The 18702-nt window shown below is 61.2% G+C and carries 23 protein-coding genes, 1 tRNA gene and 2 pseudogenes; 24 read left to right on the forward strand and 2 right to left on the reverse strand.

Features of this window, described 5'->3' with window-relative positions; all coding sequences use genetic code 11:
* Positions 1–45: 45 nt before the first annotated feature.
* A complete protein-coding gene (locus KBY66_RS03345; protein WP_255087735.1) occupies positions 46–288 on the forward strand; it encodes a hypothetical protein in 243 nt (80 codons plus the stop codon).
* Here KBY66_RS03345 and KBY66_RS03350 read toward each other — a convergent pair.
* Positions 267–1115, reverse strand: a complete 849-nt coding sequence (locus KBY66_RS03350) for a helix-turn-helix domain-containing protein (protein ID WP_255087736.1) — start codon at positions 1113–1115, stop codon at positions 267–269. The two genes, KBY66_RS03345 and KBY66_RS03350, sit on opposite strands and share 22 nt — an antisense overlap.
* A gap of 41 nt (positions 1116–1156) precedes the next feature.
* Here KBY66_RS03350 and KBY66_RS03355 point away from each other — a divergent pair.
* From KBY66_RS03355 to KBY66_RS03430, 19 genes and pseudogenes are all read left to right on the forward strand, one after another.
* Positions 1157–1230: transfer RNA gene (locus KBY66_RS03355), tRNA-Arg, on the forward strand.
* A gap of 147 nt (positions 1231–1377) precedes the next feature.
* Positions 1378–2571, forward strand: coding sequence for a hypothetical protein (locus KBY66_RS03360; protein WP_255087737.1), 1194 nt, complete (start codon positions 1378–1380; stop codon positions 2569–2571).
* A 173-nt stretch (positions 2572–2744) separates the two neighbouring features.
* Entirely contained in the window at positions 2745–2963 is a 219-nt protein-coding gene (locus KBY66_RS15830; protein WP_399224749.1) for a helix-turn-helix domain-containing protein, read from the forward strand.
* Between the two features lie 496 nt (positions 2964–3459).
* Positions 3460–3684 (forward strand): hypothetical protein, encoded by a 225-nt coding sequence (locus KBY66_RS03365; protein WP_255087738.1) that lies wholly within the window; start codon positions 3460–3462, stop codon positions 3682–3684.
* Between the two features lie 320 nt (positions 3685–4004).
* Positions 4005–4364: pseudogene (locus KBY66_RS15835) on the forward strand (DUF3854 domain-containing protein); the annotation flags it as partial.
* Positions 4365–4556: 192 nt separating this feature from the next.
* Positions 4557–6146 (forward strand): phage/plasmid primase, P4 family, encoded by a 1590-nt coding sequence (locus tag KBY66_RS03370; protein ID WP_255087739.1) that lies wholly within the window; start codon positions 4557–4559, stop codon positions 6144–6146.
* A gap of 41 nt (positions 6147–6187) precedes the next feature.
* Positions 6188–6691, forward strand: coding sequence for a hypothetical protein (locus KBY66_RS03375; protein WP_255087740.1), 504 nt, complete (start codon positions 6188–6190; stop codon positions 6689–6691).
* A 230-nt stretch (positions 6692–6921) separates the two neighbouring features.
* On the forward strand, positions 6922–7419 hold the full coding sequence (locus tag KBY66_RS03380; RefSeq protein WP_255087741.1) for a hypothetical protein: 498 nt from the start codon (positions 6922–6924) through the stop codon (positions 7417–7419).
* Positions 7420–7579: 160 nt separating this feature from the next.
* On the forward strand, positions 7580–8101 hold the full coding sequence (locus tag KBY66_RS03385; protein WP_255087742.1) for a hypothetical protein: 522 nt from the start codon (positions 7580–7582) through the stop codon (positions 8099–8101).
* 28 nt (positions 8102–8129) lie between these two features.
* The gene (locus tag KBY66_RS03390) at positions 8130–8417 is read left to right on the forward strand and encodes a galactose oxidase (RefSeq protein ID WP_255087743.1); all 288 of its coding nucleotides are present in this window, start codon (positions 8130–8132) and stop codon (positions 8415–8417) included.
* Positions 8414–8926, forward strand: a complete 513-nt coding sequence (locus KBY66_RS03395) for a hypothetical protein (protein ID WP_255087745.1) — start codon at positions 8414–8416, stop codon at positions 8924–8926. Before KBY66_RS03390 ends, KBY66_RS03395 begins: the two co-directional genes overlap by 4 nt.
* Positions 8923–9180, forward strand: a complete 258-nt coding sequence (locus KBY66_RS03400) for a DUF1651 domain-containing protein (protein ID WP_255087746.1) — start codon at positions 8923–8925, stop codon at positions 9178–9180. The genes KBY66_RS03395 and KBY66_RS03400 overlap by 4 nt, the downstream gene beginning before the upstream one ends.
* A 60-nt stretch (positions 9181–9240) precedes the next feature.
* Positions 9241–9402 carry a DUF2256 domain-containing protein gene (locus KBY66_RS03405; protein WP_255087747.1) on the forward strand — a complete coding sequence of 54 codons (162 nt, stop codon included), beginning with the start codon at positions 9241–9243 and terminating at the stop codon, positions 9400–9402.
* Between the two features lie 160 nt (positions 9403–9562).
* Positions 9563–9808, forward strand: a complete 246-nt coding sequence (locus KBY66_RS03410) for a hypothetical protein (protein ID WP_255087748.1) — start codon at positions 9563–9565, stop codon at positions 9806–9808.
* A 13-nt stretch (positions 9809–9821) separates the two neighbouring features.
* Positions 9822–10264: pseudogene (locus tag KBY66_RS03415) on the forward strand (nuclear transport factor 2 family protein).
* Between the two features lie 453 nt (positions 10265–10717).
* Positions 10718–11107 (forward strand): hypothetical protein, encoded by a 390-nt coding sequence (locus KBY66_RS03420; RefSeq protein WP_255087749.1) that lies wholly within the window; start codon positions 10718–10720, stop codon positions 11105–11107.
* Positions 11108–11149: 42 nt separating this feature from the next.
* On the forward strand, positions 11150–11518 hold the full coding sequence (locus KBY66_RS03425) for a thermonuclease family protein (protein WP_255087750.1): 369 nt from the start codon (positions 11150–11152) through the stop codon (positions 11516–11518).
* On the forward strand, positions 11519–11800 hold the full coding sequence (locus tag KBY66_RS15840; protein ID WP_399224753.1) for an excalibur calcium-binding domain-containing protein: 282 nt from the start codon (positions 11519–11521) through the stop codon (positions 11798–11800).
* 79 nt (positions 11801–11879) lie between these two features.
* Complete coding sequence (locus tag KBY66_RS03430; RefSeq protein ID WP_255087751.1) at positions 11880–12245, forward strand: AbrB family transcriptional regulator; 366 nt, start codon at positions 11880–11882, stop codon at positions 12243–12245.
* Between the two features lie 28 nt (positions 12246–12273).
* On the opposite strand, the gene KBY66_RS03435 is transcribed toward KBY66_RS03430, so the two are convergent.
* Complete coding sequence (locus tag KBY66_RS03435) at positions 12274–12675, reverse strand: hypothetical protein (protein WP_255087752.1); 402 nt, start codon at positions 12673–12675, stop codon at positions 12274–12276.
* An 888-nt stretch (positions 12676–13563) separates the two neighbouring features.
* Between KBY66_RS03435 and KBY66_RS03440 the strand changes: the two genes are divergently transcribed.
* From KBY66_RS03440 to KBY66_RS03455, 4 genes are all read left to right on the forward strand, one after another.
* Positions 13564–14868, forward strand: a complete 1305-nt coding sequence (locus tag KBY66_RS03440) for a hypothetical protein (protein WP_255087753.1) — start codon at positions 13564–13566, stop codon at positions 14866–14868.
* 159 nt (positions 14869–15027) lie between these two features.
* Positions 15028–15876 carry a hypothetical protein gene (locus KBY66_RS03445; protein WP_255087754.1) on the forward strand — a complete coding sequence of 283 codons (849 nt, stop codon included), beginning with the start codon at positions 15028–15030 and terminating at the stop codon, positions 15874–15876.
* Positions 15877–15879: 3 nt separating this feature from the next.
* The gene (locus KBY66_RS03450; protein WP_255087755.1) at positions 15880–16590 is read left to right on the forward strand and encodes a hypothetical protein; all 711 of its coding nucleotides are present in this window, start codon (positions 15880–15882) and stop codon (positions 16588–16590) included.
* A 1057-nt stretch (positions 16591–17647) separates the two neighbouring features.
* Positions 17648–18700 carry a restriction endonuclease gene (locus tag KBY66_RS03455; protein ID WP_255087756.1) on the forward strand — a complete coding sequence of 351 codons (1053 nt, stop codon included), beginning with the start codon at positions 17648–17650 and terminating at the stop codon, positions 18698–18700.
* Positions 18701–18702: the final 2 nt, after the last annotated feature.

Consider the following 18702-nt stretch of genomic DNA (forward strand, 5'->3'; position numbering starts at 1 on the left):
CGGCGCACCACCAGGCAGACTCAGACCATCGAACCGGCCTCGCCTGTGCTACTGCGTCTGCGCCTGCTGCTTACCAGCCTCGGCGGCGGCCTGCTGCTGCTGCTGATCCTCTGCCTGGGGGCCCAGAACCTCAACGACCGTCCCAGCCTCTGGCTGGGTTTCGGCCGTACCGTTCCTCTGCCCACCGGCTTCATGGTGGGGGTGGCCCTGGTGGTGGGGGTGATCAGCGGCGGCACCGCCACCGCCCTGCTGATGCCCGGCTCCGATCAGGAACCGGGCAGGGAGTAGACGGCTCCTTCCAGCACCAGCCGGGTGATGCCCTGGCCCAGCAGGTAGGGGGCGGTGCGGTGGATCACCTGGCTGTCGGGCAGCTTGATCACCCGCTGGGTGCGGCCACAGTGCCGCTTGGCCTGGCGGGGATTGGCGAACACCACCAGGGCCTGGCGCCGCTGCTCCCCATCGGGCAGGGGCCCGAGCTCTGGGAAGTCGCTGAGCGGGTGGGTCTGCAGTTCCACTGTCTTGTCCACCAGCATGTAGAGGCTGTCTGGCAGGGGGGCGGCCTCCAGGGGCCGGCAGGTGGCGGGCGGGCGATCCTCCAGGGCCACCCCCACTGGCACGGTCACGAAGATGTTCGCCTCCCGGTCGCGATCGAGGCCGCCCCATTCGGCACGGACCCCGCCAGCGTCTGGTTCCTCGTCGCTGTCTTCGAGCTCGCCGTCGTCCACCCCCTCGTCGCTGTCCTCGGCGCCGAAATCATCGGCATCGTCGATGGCGAGCACCCCAGGGGTGGCGTCGTCGTCCCCGTCGGCGTCGAGGTCCGCGATGTTGTCCTCGTCAGCAGGAACGAAGGCAGCGTCGCCGCCTGCAGCCAGCGCTGCAGGTTCAGGGGTGGTCGTACCTGGAGCGGCCACGACCCGGGTGGAGAGCGTGCCCCTGGAGCCTCGCTGCCGTTTGAGCTGCCCATAGAGATCTTCCCCCAAGGCCCCCTTGACCAGACGGATCACGGTGTTGGGACTGCAGCCAAAGGCTGCCGCCAGGTCCTGGGTGGCCTCGCCCCGCCGGTAGCGCTCCACCAGGTCCGCTTTCTGGTCGTTGCCGAGCCGGATGGCCGCCATGGAAGAGGGTTGCGCAGCCGCTCACCTTAGGCTGCCCGGGTGGGCCGTTAGCTCAGCTGGATAGAGCATGCGACTTCTAATCGCACGGTCGCTGGTTCGAGTCCAGCACGGCCCGTTTCCATAAATCACAGTCCCTGACAGCGATCTACCCATCAGTAGTAGGCGTTTTCTGGGGCTCCCATTTCACGAAAACAGGCCCCCGAAGACCCCGAAAACCCCGGAAAATGCCAGGATTTCACGCAGATTTCACGCGTGAAAACCGATGGCCTCTCCCCCTTGGCTGCGGAACCTGAGCGCAGCGTTCAAGGCGCACCGGTTGGGCCGCACCGGCTGGTATCTGGAGGTCAACCGCGAACGGCTGCGCGTGGTCTCCACCGAGCTGCCGCCGCGCCCTGGTGATGAACCGGATCAGCCCCACAAACGCCGGGCTTTCACGCTTCAGGCCGCTCCCGGCCCGGCAACATCCGCCGCAGCCCTGAGCGAAGCCTGCGGAATCTTCGATGCTGTGATGGCTGGCAGCTGGACCTGGCCTGACTCGGATGCAACCCCACCAACGGATGATCCTGAGCACCTTCAGCCTGCCCACCTGGAGCGCTTGGCCAGACAGCTGGAAAGCAAGCTTGTGGGGGAGCAGACGACGGCCCGGACATGGGAGCGCAGCTGGGCGCCGTTTCTGCGTCGATTGGTGAAAGGAGCGGTAGAACGCCGCTGGGGTGATGATGCGGCCCTTCTTGGCGCCTACTTGCGGCACTGGGAAGCAAACACGCGGCACCGGCAACTGGCCCACGACCGTGCCCGCCGGCTGTGGAAGGAAGCGGGCTGGCCCTGGCCTGAGGATGTGGCGCCACTGCGGGGGAACGGCAAGGCAGCGGCTGATCCGCGAGGGGTTCGATCGTTCACGGATGCAGAGACCGAACTATTGCGCGCGCGGATCGTGGCGAGCGCCAGGCTTACGGCCGCCGATCTGGTGGCATGGGACTGCCTGATCGTGTTCGGGCTGCGGCCCCAGGAGCTGATTGGTCTGGCGCTGAAAGCCTCGCCCAGCGGTGCTCCACTGGCTGTGGTTAGCCGCTTGAAGCGATCCAGCAAGGGCACCACACGGCCGCGGCATGTGCCAGCAGTCCCACCAGCAGCATGGCCGGCGGATTGCTTCCGGCTGTTGGCTCGATGGCGGACCCACGGCCTGCCCGACTGGAGCCAAAGCGCCTACAGCCCTGGGTCGCACATGAGCCAGCAACTACGACGGTTGCAGATGCCCAGCGGCCTCACCAGTTATGGATTGCGACACGCCTTCGCGCTGCGTCTTGGCCTTGACCTAGGGCTCCATGTCCGCGAGAGCGCTGAGTTGATGGGCCACTCCCCACAGGTGCATCTGGCCGCCTATGGGCGGCGGCTGGATGGCCCGAGCCTCCAGCGGAAGGTGCAGCAGCTGGTAGCCGGCCGCGGCGGGCAGTAAGCACAAGCATAGGTTCGCTGGCAAAAGATAGGAAAGAGCTCTTTCCTTGCTTGTGATTGGAAAAGGAAATGAACGCCTCCTTTTAAATCCCTACACCAGAGCTGACTACGGCGATATAACTCCTCCAAGGGCCAGGAAAGCTCACAACCATCCACCTGGCCCCAACGATCACAATGGCCTTTACGACCACCACCGCAGAGGTGGCGGCAGCACTTCGGCTGTCAAAAAATACGCTGATCCGACTGCGAGCCTCGGATGTTCTTCGGCCCGCAGTTCACTACATCAACATCGGCAGGGGAGAACAGCGTGCATGCCTGAGGTGGGATCTCGACAAGGTGGAAGAAACCCTTGTGCGACGCTCGAAATCACTCCCCCGCCCCAGCATGAAGTAACCAGTAGCAGTCACCAACCCCACTGGAGATTCGCCTCTCCTCTCAATTCTTGGAGCGCTGCATGGCCGCCGAATGGCAGCACCACCGCCCCGAAGGCAGCCTCGCTCATCAGCAAATTGAGGCCGCGGCCAAGGGGAGCAGCTTGCACAACCTCGTGTGCTCAGAGCGCAGGCCTAGGTCGAGGTGGCTAGGGGGATGGCCGAGGAGGAAGTAGCCACCTGAGCCATGAACGGAAAGAGATATAGGCAGTGGCGCCCTCTGCAAGGGCAGCAAAGGCGGTGAGTGGGTACTAATCATCGGCCGCGGCATTTCAAAAGACCTCAGAGACAAACACTTTGAACTCATCATGATTTTACCGGTTCCATTTCCTAGCGGGAATAGCCCAAGGGCGGCGTCGTGCTCGTCGGCAACGGACCCATCCGGCGGAGCGACACTAGCGGGGCCGTCTTTACCCGCCGCCGTTCCCTCCACATCGGCAAGGCCGTGGCGGCCAAGGATGAGCGCAAGCTGCTGGACCCCGACGCCGTTCTCGCCAGATACAAGCGAACGGCCTACCGACTGGCTGGAGCTGCTGGCCATCCACCGACAGGCCAATGAGATCGGCTGGGGGGCTGAAAGCTACCTGGCTGTGGCGGACTGGGTGCAGCGACACCGCCCGCGGGAGACGGGGATCATTTCCTTCTGGCGCCGGATTGCCTGCGGGCTGGGGGTGGCGCAGTGAGCACGGCCCCGTCAGAAGGCCCCGATGGTGGGGTGACGGAAGAACCGGCCGAGCCGGGCCAGCCGCTCGATCATGAAAGCATCGAATGGCTGAGAAAGGCTGCCATCGATGAGGAACGAATGGTCGGCATCCGCCGGGCTTTCGGACCCGATGATCTGCCGCCAGAACTGCGGTCCTGGGGCACGAAAGGGTGCCCAGGTTTCCTGTTCCGTTGGCGCTGCACAAGTGGCCGGATCGTATGGCAACTAAGGCCCGATAATCCTCCGCTCGACAAGGAAGGACGCCCGCTCAAATACCTGTTCCCCAAGGGTGGTGGGGGCATGGTGGCCATCGCCCCAGGCTTCGGGCAACATCAGCGGGATGCCCGTTTGCCGGTTCTGCTGGTGGAGGGCACCAAACAACTGCTGGCAGCCGCCAGCGTCCTTTCAGGGGATGACCCGATCGCGGTGCCATTCGGCGTCGCCGGCTGCTGGGGATGGTCTTCCGACGAAAAGCCTGGCGACGATCTGGGCTACATGGCCTTGCATGGACGCGACGTGGTGTTGGCATTCGATGCCGACGTGTTCACCAACTACTGGGTCTATCGAGCGGCCGCACGGCTGCAGGATCACCTGCGATCTGAGTTTCTTTGCCGTTCGGTGAGTGTGCTCCAAATCCCTAGTGGAGGGAAGGACGGCCTCGACGATCTACTGGGGAGGGTCGACCCCAGCATGCGGCTGGAGGTGCTGGGGAGGCTGATCCGGGAAGCGGTGCCGCTGCCGAAGGCCCCGCCGAGGAAACCCCGGAAGGGGGGCTCAGAGTTCTTCGATGACAGCGGCGGCCTGCGGCCCCAGACCCTTTGGGCCTACCTGGAGCAGGAGCACCATCTCGCCATGGCGGGCGACAACTCGATCGCGGTCTTTTACGGCGGCGTGTATCACAACGGCAAGAGCCGGCGATTCACGCGCCTACTGGCTGACCTACTGGCCGATCACTACCGGCCTGAGCACTTGAAAACGGTTATCGAGTTCGGGCTCAGCATCCTCAAGACCGAAGGCAAGGTGATCCCGTTCAAACAGGACCGCCCCCTAATCAACATGAAGAACGGCCTACTCAACCTGGAGAGAGGCAAGCTGCATCCGCACGATCCGAGCTTCCTCTCGGGGGTTCAGTTCCCGTTCGAGTGGGATCCGAAGGCCACCTGCCCGACCTTCGACCGCTGGCTTGATGAACAACTGCCGGGCCAAGGAGGCGTCCTACTCGATGTCGCCAGCCAGATGCTCGATCAGACGCGGCAGCCGACGAAGTTCTTGTTCTTAATTGGGCCATCCCGGACGGGGAAATCGACGTTCCTGCGACTGCTCCAGCAGATCGCTGGTCCCGAGCGTTGCAGCAGCGTCAGCCTTCACTCTTTGAGCACGGAGAGATTTGCTCCGGCCCGATTATTCGGGAAGGTGCTCAACACTTTCGCGGACCTGAGCGCTGACGAACTGAGCGATCTCTCGATCCTGAAGGCCCTCACCGGCGGCGACACCATCCACGCCGAATACAAGTGCGTTGACGGGTTCGACCTGCAGAACATGGCCCTGCTGGCCTTCAGCGCCAACACGGTGCCACTCACCAGTGAAGCCAGCCAGGCTTATCTCAGCCGCGCGTCAGTGTTCCGCTTCGATCGGACCTTCCTTGGGACGGAGGATCCGTCAATCGAAGCGGCGATGTTTCGTGAGCTGCCGGGTATCTTCCGGCGCCTGGTGGAAGCTCTGATCGAGCGCCGCAAGCGGGGCCGGTTCCTCGAAGGCGATCAATCGGTCCAGCAGGACTTCGCCCGCAGGAGCGACCGGGTCCGGGCCTACCTGGCCGAGCGGACTGTGCCGTGCGATCGCTGGGCAGCTTGCCTCGCGCAAAGTGCCCTGTTCGAGGACTACCGACGCTGGATGGAAGCTGATGGAACCGCTAGCCGGGGGATGCTGGGCAAGCACAAGTTCAACGATCGGGTCCGCGCTGCCGGCGTGCCAGAGGGCAAGACCGGAGTGCAGCGCTGGGGTTTGAGGCTGCTACTGCCCGGCGAAGCCGCCGAATGTGAGGGGTCGGCGGTTCCCGATCTAGGGCAGTTAGGGCAGTTTTCCCCTTACTCCTTCCAGGTTCTCAGAGAAGAAAAAAACGCTCACAACCTTGGAGAATGGACAGAAACTGCCCAAACTGCCCAAAAGCTTGATCCTTGGGGTGCCGTTGAGGCCAAGCCTTGCGCTGAGTGCAACGGGCAGGCCCATCCCCTCCATCCCCAGGCCACTAACACAGAGCACGTGGCAGCCTCGCTGGCAGCCCTCCGCCTGGCCCCGGAGCCATCCGCCGCCGAAGCAGTCTGGGAGTGGCTGAAGAAGAAAGGAACACCCGTTGCGCGCGCTGCAGTGGTCATCGCCCTAGAGCGCCTGCAGGAGTTTGAGGCCGAGGAGGAACCACAGCTTGGGCTTGCGGTGATCTGAAGGCGGCCCTCAACCCTCCGCCACCCGCAAGAGATCAGCCCATGTCGGTGGTAGCTCTGCCGCAAGAGCCCGCGCCGCAGACTCCAGAGATCCAATTGTCGCTCTGGAGCGAGATCCGCTATCAGCCCTCCGTATGGCTTCCACTTTCTTCACTGAAGCTGCTTGGCTTCCCACCACTCACTTTCCAGCTTGCCTTGATGGAGCAGGGGGCGATCGGCCCGTTTCGCACACTGGAAGCCCCCTTCTGGCCTGGGCAAGACCCTGGCCATCCTGCCCGTTGCTGGCTGTGGGACCGCCAGCAGCGGCCAGGTGTCACACCACGTCGGCCGATCTACCAGCTCCGACTGCGCACCCTCACGGATCAGATCGGCGCTGAATGCCGGACGGTGATCGATCGCCTGGGGGTCTCGATTCCGGTGTACGTGCTGCGCGGAGGCCAGGTGGAGAACGACTACGTGGACGACTTGGCGGGGGAGGCGGTGACCGTCGGCACCATCGATCAGGTGGTTAGCCCCCAGCTCAACCAGCCCTTGGTATCGACTTGAGCTGCGGATTGACGAGACCCCCATCAGTGGTCGAGTTTCGATGTGAGCTGATGGGCTGATCAGGCCGCTTTCCTTAGCTGGATGATTTCCAGAGGCGGACAACCCTGGATAGCCGAATGCAGTCTGTGGACGTCGTACTCGAGGGGGTCATGCCTTAGCGCTCACAACCAATCCACGTCCAAGGACCCACCCCGAAGGACTCACAATTGATGGAGCCTTGGCTTGATCGGTTGACCCTCCTCCAGAGCCCCATTCAGCACCGCACCAGGCTGCCGCGGGCCGAGCGCGATGCTCAGATCCTGCGGCTGCGGGCCGCGGGTCAGACCCATTTGTTCATCGCCAACCAGGTGGGTTGTGGAGAGGCCACCGTTCAGCGGGTGGTGCGCGGTCACCTCCAGGCACTTCAGCGGGAGATCCGCCTGGATACCGCCAGCATCCGCTCCCAGCATCTCCTTGAACTGCGCTGGTTGAGAGAGCGCCTTGCCCCCGCAGTTGCTCGCGGCGACACCTCGGCGGTCGGTCGCTGGCTACAGGTGCAAGACCGTGAGGCCAAGCTCCTTGGCCTTGATGCCCCCCTACAGATTGAGGCCGCGGCCGAGCAGCTGGCTGCCATCACCGTCCTCCAGCACCTTGCCGATGAACTGCCGGTGGAGGTGATGGATCAGATCGTCGAGGTTCTTGCCCATGCCCCCACGGAGCTCCGCGATGTTGAAAGCACTCAAGACTGAAGCCCTGCGGATCAAGGGCATCCAAAAGATGCTGGCTAATCAACCTCTGGAGGTAGCCGCCCGCGCTTTGATGCGCTGGGTCGTCAGTCGTCCTGATCTGGAACCGGTGATTCCGATCGATCAACTTGACACCAGCCAGATTCAACCGGCGGGTCAGCGGGTGCTGATCGATGGCCAGGAATGGTTTTTGCGCATGCAGCAGTTCCATTCCGACGGCCGCGACTGGATCAGCCTGCCTCCCAGGCCCGAGGAGATCACCAGGGTGAATCCGCTGGAAGCGTTCCCACTCGATGCCCCAGCGGAGAAGCTGCTGCGATGCTGCCGAGTGGTGGCCCTGCTTCAGGCCGCGGCCGGTGGTAACCCTGTCGAGATATGGCAGGTGCTGAAAATTGCAGGATTAGAGGAAGCCGCCGATTTTGTGGCAAAGCACGCCAACGGCAAAATAACCTGGGACGAGCTCCTGGTGCCGTCAGCATTCCCAAGCCCACGCAAGTTTCTGGTGGCGGCCTTTGCTGGGCCGAGGCATGAGTGGCACCATTGGGTTCTGGAGAACCTCTGCGAGGGCGGAGAGGACTGGGACCAGGGCGAGAACCCGGTGCAGGTTCCCCTGCCGGCGGGTTCAGCCATCAAGGCGGATGAAGGCGCAGCAGAGGCCGCGGCAGAAACCATCAAACCCTGCTAGTACAGACGTATTAATCAGGAGTAGATGGATGGCCCCGCTGCGCCCCTCTTACAAGCCCGCCTTCAGTAGCTGCAGCGAGGTTCCCATCGAAGAGTGGGCCTATCTCGATGGCGAGGTGCTGGTGGCCAGCCGCAGCCGCAAGGTCTGCCTCACCTGCCATTGGTTCCGCCACCACGCCGGGGTCAATTGCATCCCGCTTCTGACCTGCCAGCTCCACCAGGGCCTGCTGGCCCACGGGGAGCACCTCACCCGCCGCTGCCACGGCTGGACCGATGACATGGCCCGCCAGCGGGGCTGGTGCCCGGAGGCGGGATGAGCAGGCGGCGGCCCGTGGTGGGTGTGATGGGCTCCGGAGAGGGCGCCTCCGCTCAGGCTGTGGCCCTGGCTGAGCAGCTTGGGGAGTGCATCAGCGCCAGGGGTTGGGTGCTGCTCACCGGTGGCCGCCCGTCGGGGGTGATGGCTGCGGCCAGCCGCGGCGCAGCTCGGGTGGAGGGACACCTTGTGGTGGGGGTGTTGCCCAATGAAGGGTACGGAGACGATAGGCAAAACACAGCGGACCTGGATCTCGCCCTGTTCACCGGAATGGGTAAGGCCCGCAACGTGATCAACGTGCTCAGCGCCGACATGGTGGTGGTCTGCGGAGGCGGCGGCCCAGGCACAGCATCAGAAGCCGCCCATGCGATCAACGGCGGCAGGCCGCTTGTCCTGCTGGCGGTGCCGCCGCTGTGGCGGGACTTCTTCTGTTCCCTCGGTGGGGCAGTGGAGAGCGCGAGCGACGTGCAGGAGTGCTGCCGGTTGATCGAAGGACGACTCGCAGAGGCATGAGTTGGCCGCCATCATCCCGGGTCCCCCTCACCCCCAAGGAGGGCTGGCTCAGTGACGGCCGCCAGGTGCTGCGCTTTCGCCCAACCCGATGGGAGCGCCTGGTGCACCAGCTGGAGATCACCACCGGCGAGCTGCTGCCCGATCAGGAGATCCCCTTGCTCAAACGGCGAGAGGAGCTGAGCAGCAAGGAGGCCCTTCTGCTCTGGGCCGAGAAGCGCAAGGCGGGCTGGGCGCCCTGCAGCCCCCAGTGGTGAGCATGCCTTGGCCCCTTGAAGCAGGCTGGGCCATGGAGCCGCTCCATCCCTGAATCCCCGATGGCCGACCACCCAGAGCGCTCCACCAAGGTCTGCCCGGTCTGCGGGCGGCCATTTCAATGGCGAAAGAAATGGAAGGACGTCTGGGAAGAGGTGCGGTACTGCTCGGAGCGGTGCCGCCGCCGCCGTTCCAGCGTTGCTGAGCCCATTGGGGCGGAGTGAGCCATGGCGGTCGCCGTGCTGAGCGAGCAGGACCGCTTGGCTGGCTGGGCGGCAAGGGGGACCCGTTCTTTGCGGTGCTCGCCGAGAAGCCGGCGGAGTAACCCTGCATCGTCCCGCCGAGCCTCCAACGTCGCCAGCATGGGAGGACAGGATTGGACCCGTGCTGTTTCCCACGCCCCCTTGCCCGCTCAACGCAGCCAGCCTGCTGGGGTTGAAGGCCACGGTTCTGTTGTTGATCACCCTGCTGATCAAAGCCAGGATCCAGATCAAGCTCGCCTCGGCCTTGGGCCTATTCCTGCTGGCTCTCCAGACGTTGCTGTTCCTGGCCGCGGCGGGAGCCCTCGGCCTGGCGGGTCTTGGCGGTGCGGCCTACGCCCTCCAGCGCAGGCAGGCCACCGGGGCCTGAGGGGATCGCCGCAATGAACACTGTTCTCACGCCACCGCTCACCGAGGAGACGCTCAGGGCCCTGTTCACCAAGCCCTTGGCGCTCCGGCGCCCACGCCGGAGCAGTGGCGGGCCGTCTATGACGATTCGGTCCATTGTCAGGACCCCACCCAGGAGAAGCAGGGAATCGAGGCCTATATCGCTGCCCAGGAGGGATTGATGCGCCGCTGCGATGACGTCTTCATCGAGCCCGGCGCCGTGGCGCGCAGCGGCACGACGGCTTTCGTGGAGTGGACGATGGGCCTGAAGATCAAGGGGATCGAGTTCGTCTATCCCGGCACCACGCGCCTGCGCATCGGTGCCGACGGAACGATCGTGGACCATCGCGACTACTTCGATTTCGTCGGCCCCACCTTCGCGCCGGTGCCGGTGGTGGGTGGCTTCGTGCGCTGGCTGTACCGGCGGTTCGTGTCCTGAAGGCAGCGGGGGAGACCGATCAGGTCATCGGCAACACAACTTCATCAGCGAATGTGTCTGTCGTTCTCCACACCCTGCCTTTCATCAGCAGGGAATGGGATGGCTGTATGGGTAGACCAAAGGGCAAGGAGCCCCAATCGTGTTGCATACCATCCCGCTGTTGGCCGCCACCTGTCTGACGGGATTCGCGATGCTGCAACTGATGTTCAGCATCGGCTCGTTCTGATCGGCCGTTGGCTGGTGCCAGAAGTACCTGACTTAAGAAAGCCTCAGGTGACTCAGACAAAGACAGAGTACTGGTGGCTGCCGGTGCACTGAGTGAAGGGAGGCGCTGCTGTGCCCAACCCAAGCGAGCGGACCGATGGCGCCCATGCCGGTGTCTTGCTTCCCCAGCAGTGCCCTGACCTCTCCGTCGGCCATGCCTAGCGTTTGGGCCATACCGCAAGGTGGGCCATGGCCGTGGTGAACCGCTGCGCGGTGGGGATCTACCCCAGCGAGAAACTGCTCGATTGGGCCCGGGGGCTGGACATTGATGTCGATGTCGCCGGGATCCGGGAGCCCTGCCTGTATCTGATCCCCGACTACGACACGGAAGCGGAGGCAGAGGAGCTCCTCGAGGAGATCTACGAGACGATCTTTGAGGCTGAGCTGGACTACTGGAACCGCGACTCCGGCACCTGGCCGGCGGAGCGCACCTACCCGGTGTTCCGAAAGTGGTTCGAGATCAGGCTCTACCCCATGATCCAGGACCTGGTGGGTGAGGAACTCAGCGCCACGGAGGTGGATGAGGAGTTCATCGGCGAGGTGCGCACGGCGCTGGCGGGTGTGGAGCAACTCGCCTGAGCAAGGCCAGATGGCAACGGCGTCGGCCCCCACACTGGGTTGATGCCCCTGAGCCATCGCCTGCTTTTTGGACTGTTGCTGGTGGTGCAAGCGGCCCCGGCTGCCTTGGCCGGACCCGACATCCGCGCCACGGTGATCTCGATCGGCGACGGCGACACGATCCGAGTGCTGGAAGGTGGCAAGCGGCTCACGGTGCGGCTGGCCTGCATCGACGCCCCCGAGATGGCCCAGGCTCCCTATGGAGCCAAATCCCGCGCCTATCTGCAAACGCGGCTGCGAATCGGCGCCGCGGTCACGCTGCTGCCCCAAACGGTGGATCGCTACGGCCGCACGGTGTCCGAGGTGATCGCAGAGATCAATCTCGGCCTGGCGATGGTGGAGGACGGCCAGGCGTTTCCCTACCGCAAGTAAATGGGCCAGTGCGACGCCAAGGAGTATCTGGAAGCCGAGTTCAGGGCTTCTCGCCGCCGCACCGGGGTGTGGAGGGTGCCGGGTGGCATCACCCGCCCCTGGGACTTTCGCCGCAGCAGAAGCTCGGGGCGATCAGCCAGCAGCACCGGGTCGATTCCTGGTGGGCGGACGTATCGCTGCAGTGAGATCAGCTCCTTTGCACGCGCACAGGAGTTGCTGCACCGAGGTCACACCAACCTGGATGGGAATGGTGATGGCGAAGCCTGCGAAAGCCGCCGCTGAAGGAGCGGACACCCATTCCTTTATCATCTGGCAATGTTAGACTCGGTCGTTACCATCCCCCTATACACACCCCAGCAACATGGCTCTCACCGGTGCTGATCTACTCGCCAAAGTCAAGGAACTGAGCGATGCCTCCAAATCGGAGCTGGTGCGTGCTGCCGGCTACCTCAGCACCAAAAAGGACGGCAGCGAGCGGCTGAACTTCACGGCGTTTTACGAGGCGCTGCTGGAAGCCAAAGGCGTGAGTGTGGGCAAAGACAGCAGCAAAGGCAAGGCAGGACGCAGCTTGAGCTACGTGGCCACCGTGCAAGGCAACGGGAACTTGCTGGTGGGCAAGGCCTACACGGGGTTGTTGGGTCTCACCCCGGGCGAAGAATTCGAAATCAAGCTGGGGCGCAAGCAGATCCGGCTGGTGCCAGTAGGTGGGGCTGACGAGGAGGACTGAGGAACAGGCTCGCTGATCGTTGTTGACCTCATACCAACTGGTCGCAGGGCACCAGAAACGCGCTGACCTGATCAGGCCATTTCACCAGGACCAGCAGTTCACGGGGGTCGCGGGCAAAGGCCAGTTGGGCTAGGGCAGCAAACTTGAGCACCTGGGCTTCAGCTACCAACGGTTCGAGCTGTTTGGGGTCTAGATCCTGGCTGGGGTTGACCTGGTCCTTGACGATGCAAGCCTGGAGAGCGTTATCCAGGCTCTTGCCTTCGAACCGCAACCGAGCGTAGGTGTCGATCCCTGTAGTGGGTATCGGCCTCAGCAGTCCTGGTAGTCCTTGGATCGGCGCGAGCGTCACTCCTCCCTGGGGCTGGTGCAGCAGGACGATGGTGACTTCCGCAGACCAGCTCGGCTGAGCTAGCAGTTTCTCAGCTGCCATTTCCAAAGCTCCCAGGTACTCCTCGACCAGGTCCGGGTGATGGCGGAGAAGATCATTGATGGTTGGTGCTGGTGAGCAGACCTCACTCGATCGGGGTCTTGGCTCCCGGCCCCTGCATTGTCCACCCCTCGGCAAGGGCTTTGCTGGCCTCCTAGGGCGATCCCGAACCTGGGGAGTCGAGCACAGCAAACATCAAATGCCAACCCTTGCCAGAGGGGCGGTAGCCGGGTCGTCCCGTTGCAGGCGCCCAGCGCTCGAACGATGACTCTAACCACGCTGAATTACTAAGCCGGCGATTACGGCTGCTTGGTAGCCACTTGCCAGCAGGCTTTAGAACGGCTCCTGCTGCTCAGCCGAGGGCCACCTGTGCAGTGCTGCTGAACCGACTATCCCTACACCGAGTAAGAGGTCACGTTGTTGGAGGAAGGAGTAGGTGCTGCCGGCGATACTGTTTTTCTTGGAGCATGTTGGGGAGATCGATGTCGGGCTGTAGGCCGAACAAGCAGGCTGAACCCTTCATATGCAGGTTGAAGGGTGGCCTGTGGGTCTGAGGTAATAGTCTTCCATAGAGTGAGAGTTCAGTCGTCGACAGCAGCAAGCGGACAAGTAATGTCTACCAAATGATGGTCCAACTACATGTGGATCAGCACTGCCTCTGAAACCTTTGCCGAAAGCCTCCTCTGAAAGTCTTAGCCTAACGCCGGATTGCATCTCAGTTCCGTTATGCACACGTCATGTGTCAGAAATTTATGGCAGAATCCCCAGGGCATCAGGGATTTGCCAATCGCAATGGAAAGCATGAGCTACCTAGGCGGCGGTCTGGTCCAAGCCATGAGTCCATCACGGAACCGACCATGTAGTTGTTATGCAGCTTGTCTGAGGTGAACCTTGCCGTATCAGACCGACGAAAGACTAAAGAGTTACCTCGACACGAATCAGCTCTACCGAGAGCAGATGTGCCGAGCGGTGCTTGCGACCGACCCACGGTTTTCGGAAGTGCGCCCACGGCACCCGCGTGGTGGTCCCGACGGGGGGCGTGACATTGAAGCCCTGTACCGAGGCGAACAGAAGGCCATAGGGGCGGTTGGCTTTGTCAATCAGGCTAACGATTCGAACGAGCAGAAGCGAGGCATAGAATCAAAGTTTGCGGCCGATCTCGAAAGCGCAGTAGCCGCAACCAACGAGCTTGGTGCATTTGTCTTCTTCACCAACATTAATTTAACCATTGGCGAGAAGAACACGTTCACACTGCAGGCAAAGTCACGCGGAGTGCCCTTCTGTGACATATTCGACCGCGAACGACTGAGAATCGATTTAGACGGACCAAATGGTTTCTTCATCAGGTTTCAGTACCTTGGGATCCCCCTCACGGAAGCGGAGCAGGCCAGCTTCTTCGCCCGATGGGGCGACGAGATTCAATCCGTCATCTCGAGCGGGTTCGATCGCATGGAGTCCGCTCTCAATCGGATTCTCTTCCTTCAAGAAAGCCGGGACCCAATCGTTCGCATTACAGTCGCGGTAGAGCTAGACAGGAAATACACAGCAGAGGAAATCGGCCACTTCCGATTTTTCTGTTCGCTATACCTGAAGGAGCCGAAGCTAGGTATCATGGCAATACTGTTCGGATCTTCGGACAAGTCTTGCCGAATGAGATCTGATGCCGCCTCTGATTTCTCGACACAGCAACCTGGAATCAAGTATGGAATCAGTAGCGGCCAATGGGAACGGCATATCACATACAGCAATGAGGATAAGCCTGACCAGCAAGAGCAAGATGAAGAGGAGAGATACACTCCTGTTGGTTCCTCCTCATCGATGGGGCCAGATGAGATTGAGTTTCTGTCTATCAGATATGACAAGGATCCGTTCTTCAGACTTCAGCCTGGGCTTGCTCTCAAAGATCTTGACGACTCAATATTCATTTTCTTTTCCAATAACACTCTATCCCATAAGATCCGAGCAGTTCATGTCTATTCGAATGGCTACAAGCTTCAGGAGATCACCGAACTTACTATCGACGAATCGAAGTTCGAGCCGAAGCTCCCAGTTGACTTTTCCGAGGATGAGCTTGCCGACCCTTGGGTGCGTATTCGTCCGGTGGAGTTCTCATCTGCCTTTCATTTCCGGTTCTTCGAAGTGACGCCTACCCGACTTTTCTCCCCAGATCAAGTCAAGAACAGCCTCAATATATGAGCAGGGCGGAACTGCTCGGTAGCGGCACTGCATAACAAGCCCCTCGAGTGGACAAGCCGCCATCAAACATCTAGCATACGTTTTATAGACCTTGCCCGCCACTCAGGGGCAGCGTTAGGCCGCCAGCGATTTCCTGGCCTCTTCACAGGGTGAGAACGTATGCCAGAGCAGTCGATTAACATCGTCACATTTAACGCCAACGAGCGCGACGCTATCGATTTTCTGCTTAAGGACATGTGCGGCAATGGAAGCGCTTGGAGACCGAAGCACGATAATCCTCGCTCGATCAGCCGCACGAACCCCAAGTGGCGCGTGACGCATGAACCATTGGAAGCTCAAGGAAATGTCATGGCGGCGACCCAGACTGCAAAGCTCTTCAACCCGCGCAATAGACCGGATATGGTCATCTTTTATGGTTGTGCAGGTTCAAATGACACGGCACTAGTTGGGCATGTCTTTTTTGTTGGTACCGTGGCATACGCATCCCTTGGGACCGTTGACGACGAGATCGAGCCCGCTGCAGAGCGCTTACGCGAGCTAGTTACACTGAAGCGGAAATGGCTAGATGAAACTATGATGGGGGGTGTTACGCCGTTAGTTGTGCATGTATTCGAAACTGGATCAGACACATCGAGTCGCGGTCTGCCTGCGACTACTGGCATTGATGTCGCTCATGTGATCGCTACTGACAAAGTTGTAAAAGTAGCGGCAGTCCTAGCAACGCCCAAGCCGCCAAAGGAATGGACCTATTCGCACGCCTTGGCGTGGATGGCGACACAAAGCAAATACCCTGCGGTGCTAATCGAAATGGAGTCCTACGGTATCGCCGCAATCGCTGAAGCGCTCGAGATTAAAGAACGGGTACTCGTCATCCGCGTAGTGACAGACTGCCTTGTGGATAAAACAACATCAACATCAGATGAGTCGCAGCGAGAGTTGCTAATTGATGGTCGTCAAGCAGTTGCTATTGTTCTGGATGAGATTATCAGTCGTACCGGTGAGGGTTAAGACATGGACCTAAAACAACTACTAGCTCAACGCACATATGAGTCTACACTAGACCACCTAACGGCAAAAACGATACAGCGACGCGGCATTGGACAGGTTGCCATCGCGCAGCCGCAACAGATTGCCGCCCAATTGCAGGATCTTCGAAATTGGCAAGTTGATGCGCTGATCTCCTACTGTCGTACCGCCGTTACAGCCACTCACATGCAACACGGCGACAGTAAGGTTGTTGGCGATATGGATGCCGGGGAATCAACAGGTATCACGCACCTTTTGAGCGAACCTCGGCACGTGGCACGGCTCATCGTCAACGAGCTATCTCGTCGTGCGGCATTGGAAGGTCTCGGTAATGTGACGCCCGATTCGGTACTGTCTGCCAACGACACCAAGTTTTTGTCCCTAATTGGCTGGCTGGAGCGCAAGGGTTCAGGGCCAACGCCCGAATGGGGTTCACCCACGTCAAATGCGTTATTGGCTAGTTGGCAGGCGGCCGCAGGTGTCATTGTTGGCGGCTTCGCGTTTCGCCTTGCCGGATGGCTTGCCGTGCAAAAAGGCTTGCCCAATAACGAACTCAACAACCCGGAAGAAATTGAGATTCTCTCCACCCTAGCCGATCGCGGAGTGATATTACCTAGGTGGTGGATAGGCCAGCTTGTGGAGGAGGGCCGCAAGCGCCTCAAGGAACTAGTGGACCGAAAGCCAAAGCGGCGGTAAGAACCAAGATGCGCTCGTGGTTCATACGAGGTTGGTCTCAGTTGGCGGCCTTACCCGCCCATGCAGCTGATGGGCCAGTCCTTAGCAAGACCAAGAGGTGCACCCTTGGGTGAACTACATCTGAGTTACTTCAGAACACGTGGCATGTTTCGTGAAGCTCGTGATACCCTCGCGACCCACCCAGGCGACCTACGAGTACGGCTTGACATCCTCGACAAGGAGCTCTTCATGCTGCCAGAGACGCAGGTGCCGGAGGATCTACACCAGGAGTACGCCGATCTGAGGAGGCGTTGTACCAAGCTCAAGGCAAGCAATGGCGAAGGCCCCATATCTGCAACGTTTCGGCGATCGCGAATAGCAACGTTGGAAGGGATCGCGCAGATCATTGTTGACCTCTGTCATGAGTTTGATGGGTTTTGCTAGGCTTGCCAGACGACCGATCCCATGGTCGGTTTGTTTGCTCTAGGGGGCCTCACAGCGTCACCCACGCCAGACCCACGGCGGTGTAGGGACTTTTGGTGTGTGACGAGTGTGACGCTCAAATTGCCTGAACGTCGGCCACAACACTTTTGGATGAGCGGGGCGAGGCCTCCAGCACCCGTCCTGTATGCAAGGCGCGAACCCTCCAACCCTGCTCGACCAGGTGGTCAAGCAGGGTCGATGGATTCCGTGGCAGTGGCTGTCCCTTGATTCCTGGGCCACAGTGCTTTTTATCAGCTCCATCCGCGTGGTGGAGTTGGAAAGCTGCTCACGATCCTGCTGGCCTGTTTCCTTGTACCGGAGACTGACCTGGCCCACCATACAAACAGCGAGGACGATCTTCTGTTCCACGCTGGAGGTCGTCTCAATGGGTTCCTTCCATGCCACGTCCTCGTTACCGACAGAATCCCCTGCCGCTGGGAGCAGAGGCACCATCCGCTGAACTGTTCCGACCTGAGCGACCGAACCAGCCGGGCTTGCAGGTTGCGAAGCAAGGTCAGCTGGATGTGGTGCCACTCGGGCTACTGTTCGATGAATCCCAGGATCTGGGTCCCGATCGTGGATCTACTCCCAACTCATGACCCTCTGGCTGATCCGCTCAGGTTCCCGCGGCGAACACGAGCAGAAGTTTCTTGATGAGGGCCGTAGCTACGTGGCCTGGGATGGCCTGGATGTCGACCTCGCCTGCCTCACCGAGCGGCAGGAGCTCATCGCCGCGTTGGCCGAGCGCTACCCGGAGGAGAAGCCCAAGGCCCTTATTAACTGGTCGGCGCAGGTGTGGGCATTCGGGCGGGATATCGCGGAAGGCGATTGGGTGGTGATGCCCTCCAAGCTCCAATCAGGGATCTACTTCGGTGAGATCACCAGTGGCTATCACTACAATCCGTTGGGGCCGAATCCCTACTTCCATTGGCGCAGCGTCAACTGGTTCAGTGGCCTGATCCCCCGCAGCGCCTTCCCGCAGGACCTGTTGTTTTCGTTCGGGGCGTTCCTCACCATCTGCCGCATCCAGCGGAACGATGCAGAAGCGCGGGTACGGGCGATGGCGGCAAACAATTGGCGTCCGGAGACCGCTGGTGCCAATACGGCAAGCGTGCCGTTACCAGGTCAGGGTGAACCCATCAGTGATGCCACGGAAGCCGGCCGCATCAACCTCGAAGAGCTTGTCGCCGACCAGGTGGAGCGGCAGATCGAAGCCAGGTTCAAGGGGCATGGGCTCACCGTGCTGGTGGAGGCGATCCTCCAGGCAGAGGGCTACAGCACCTATCGCAGTCCCGAGGGGGCCGATGGCGGCGCAGACATCCTTGCGGGAGGGGGTGAAATGGGCTTCGGGAATCCCTCGATCTGCGTTGAGGTGAAGTCTGGCGATGGGCCGGTGGATCGCCCCACGGTCGACAAGCTGATCGGGGCCGGGCAGAAGTTTGGCGCCGAGTCCTGTCTGTTTGTGAGCTGGAGCGGCTTCAAGCCCAATGTGCAGAAGGAACTGGCGCGTGATTTCTTTCGGGTTCGGCTCTGGAGCCGCAAGGATCTGCTGGAGAAGCTCTTTACTCACTACGGCCGGTTGCCGGAGGAGATCCGTCTGGCGTTACCCCTCAAACGGGTGTGGATGGTGGCAAACCAGAGCGATTGAGC

This window comes from Synechococcus sp. Tobar12-5m-g, assembly GCF_024345415.1.
Lineage (GTDB): Bacteria > Cyanobacteriota > Cyanobacteriia > PCC-6307 > Cyanobiaceae > Regnicoccus.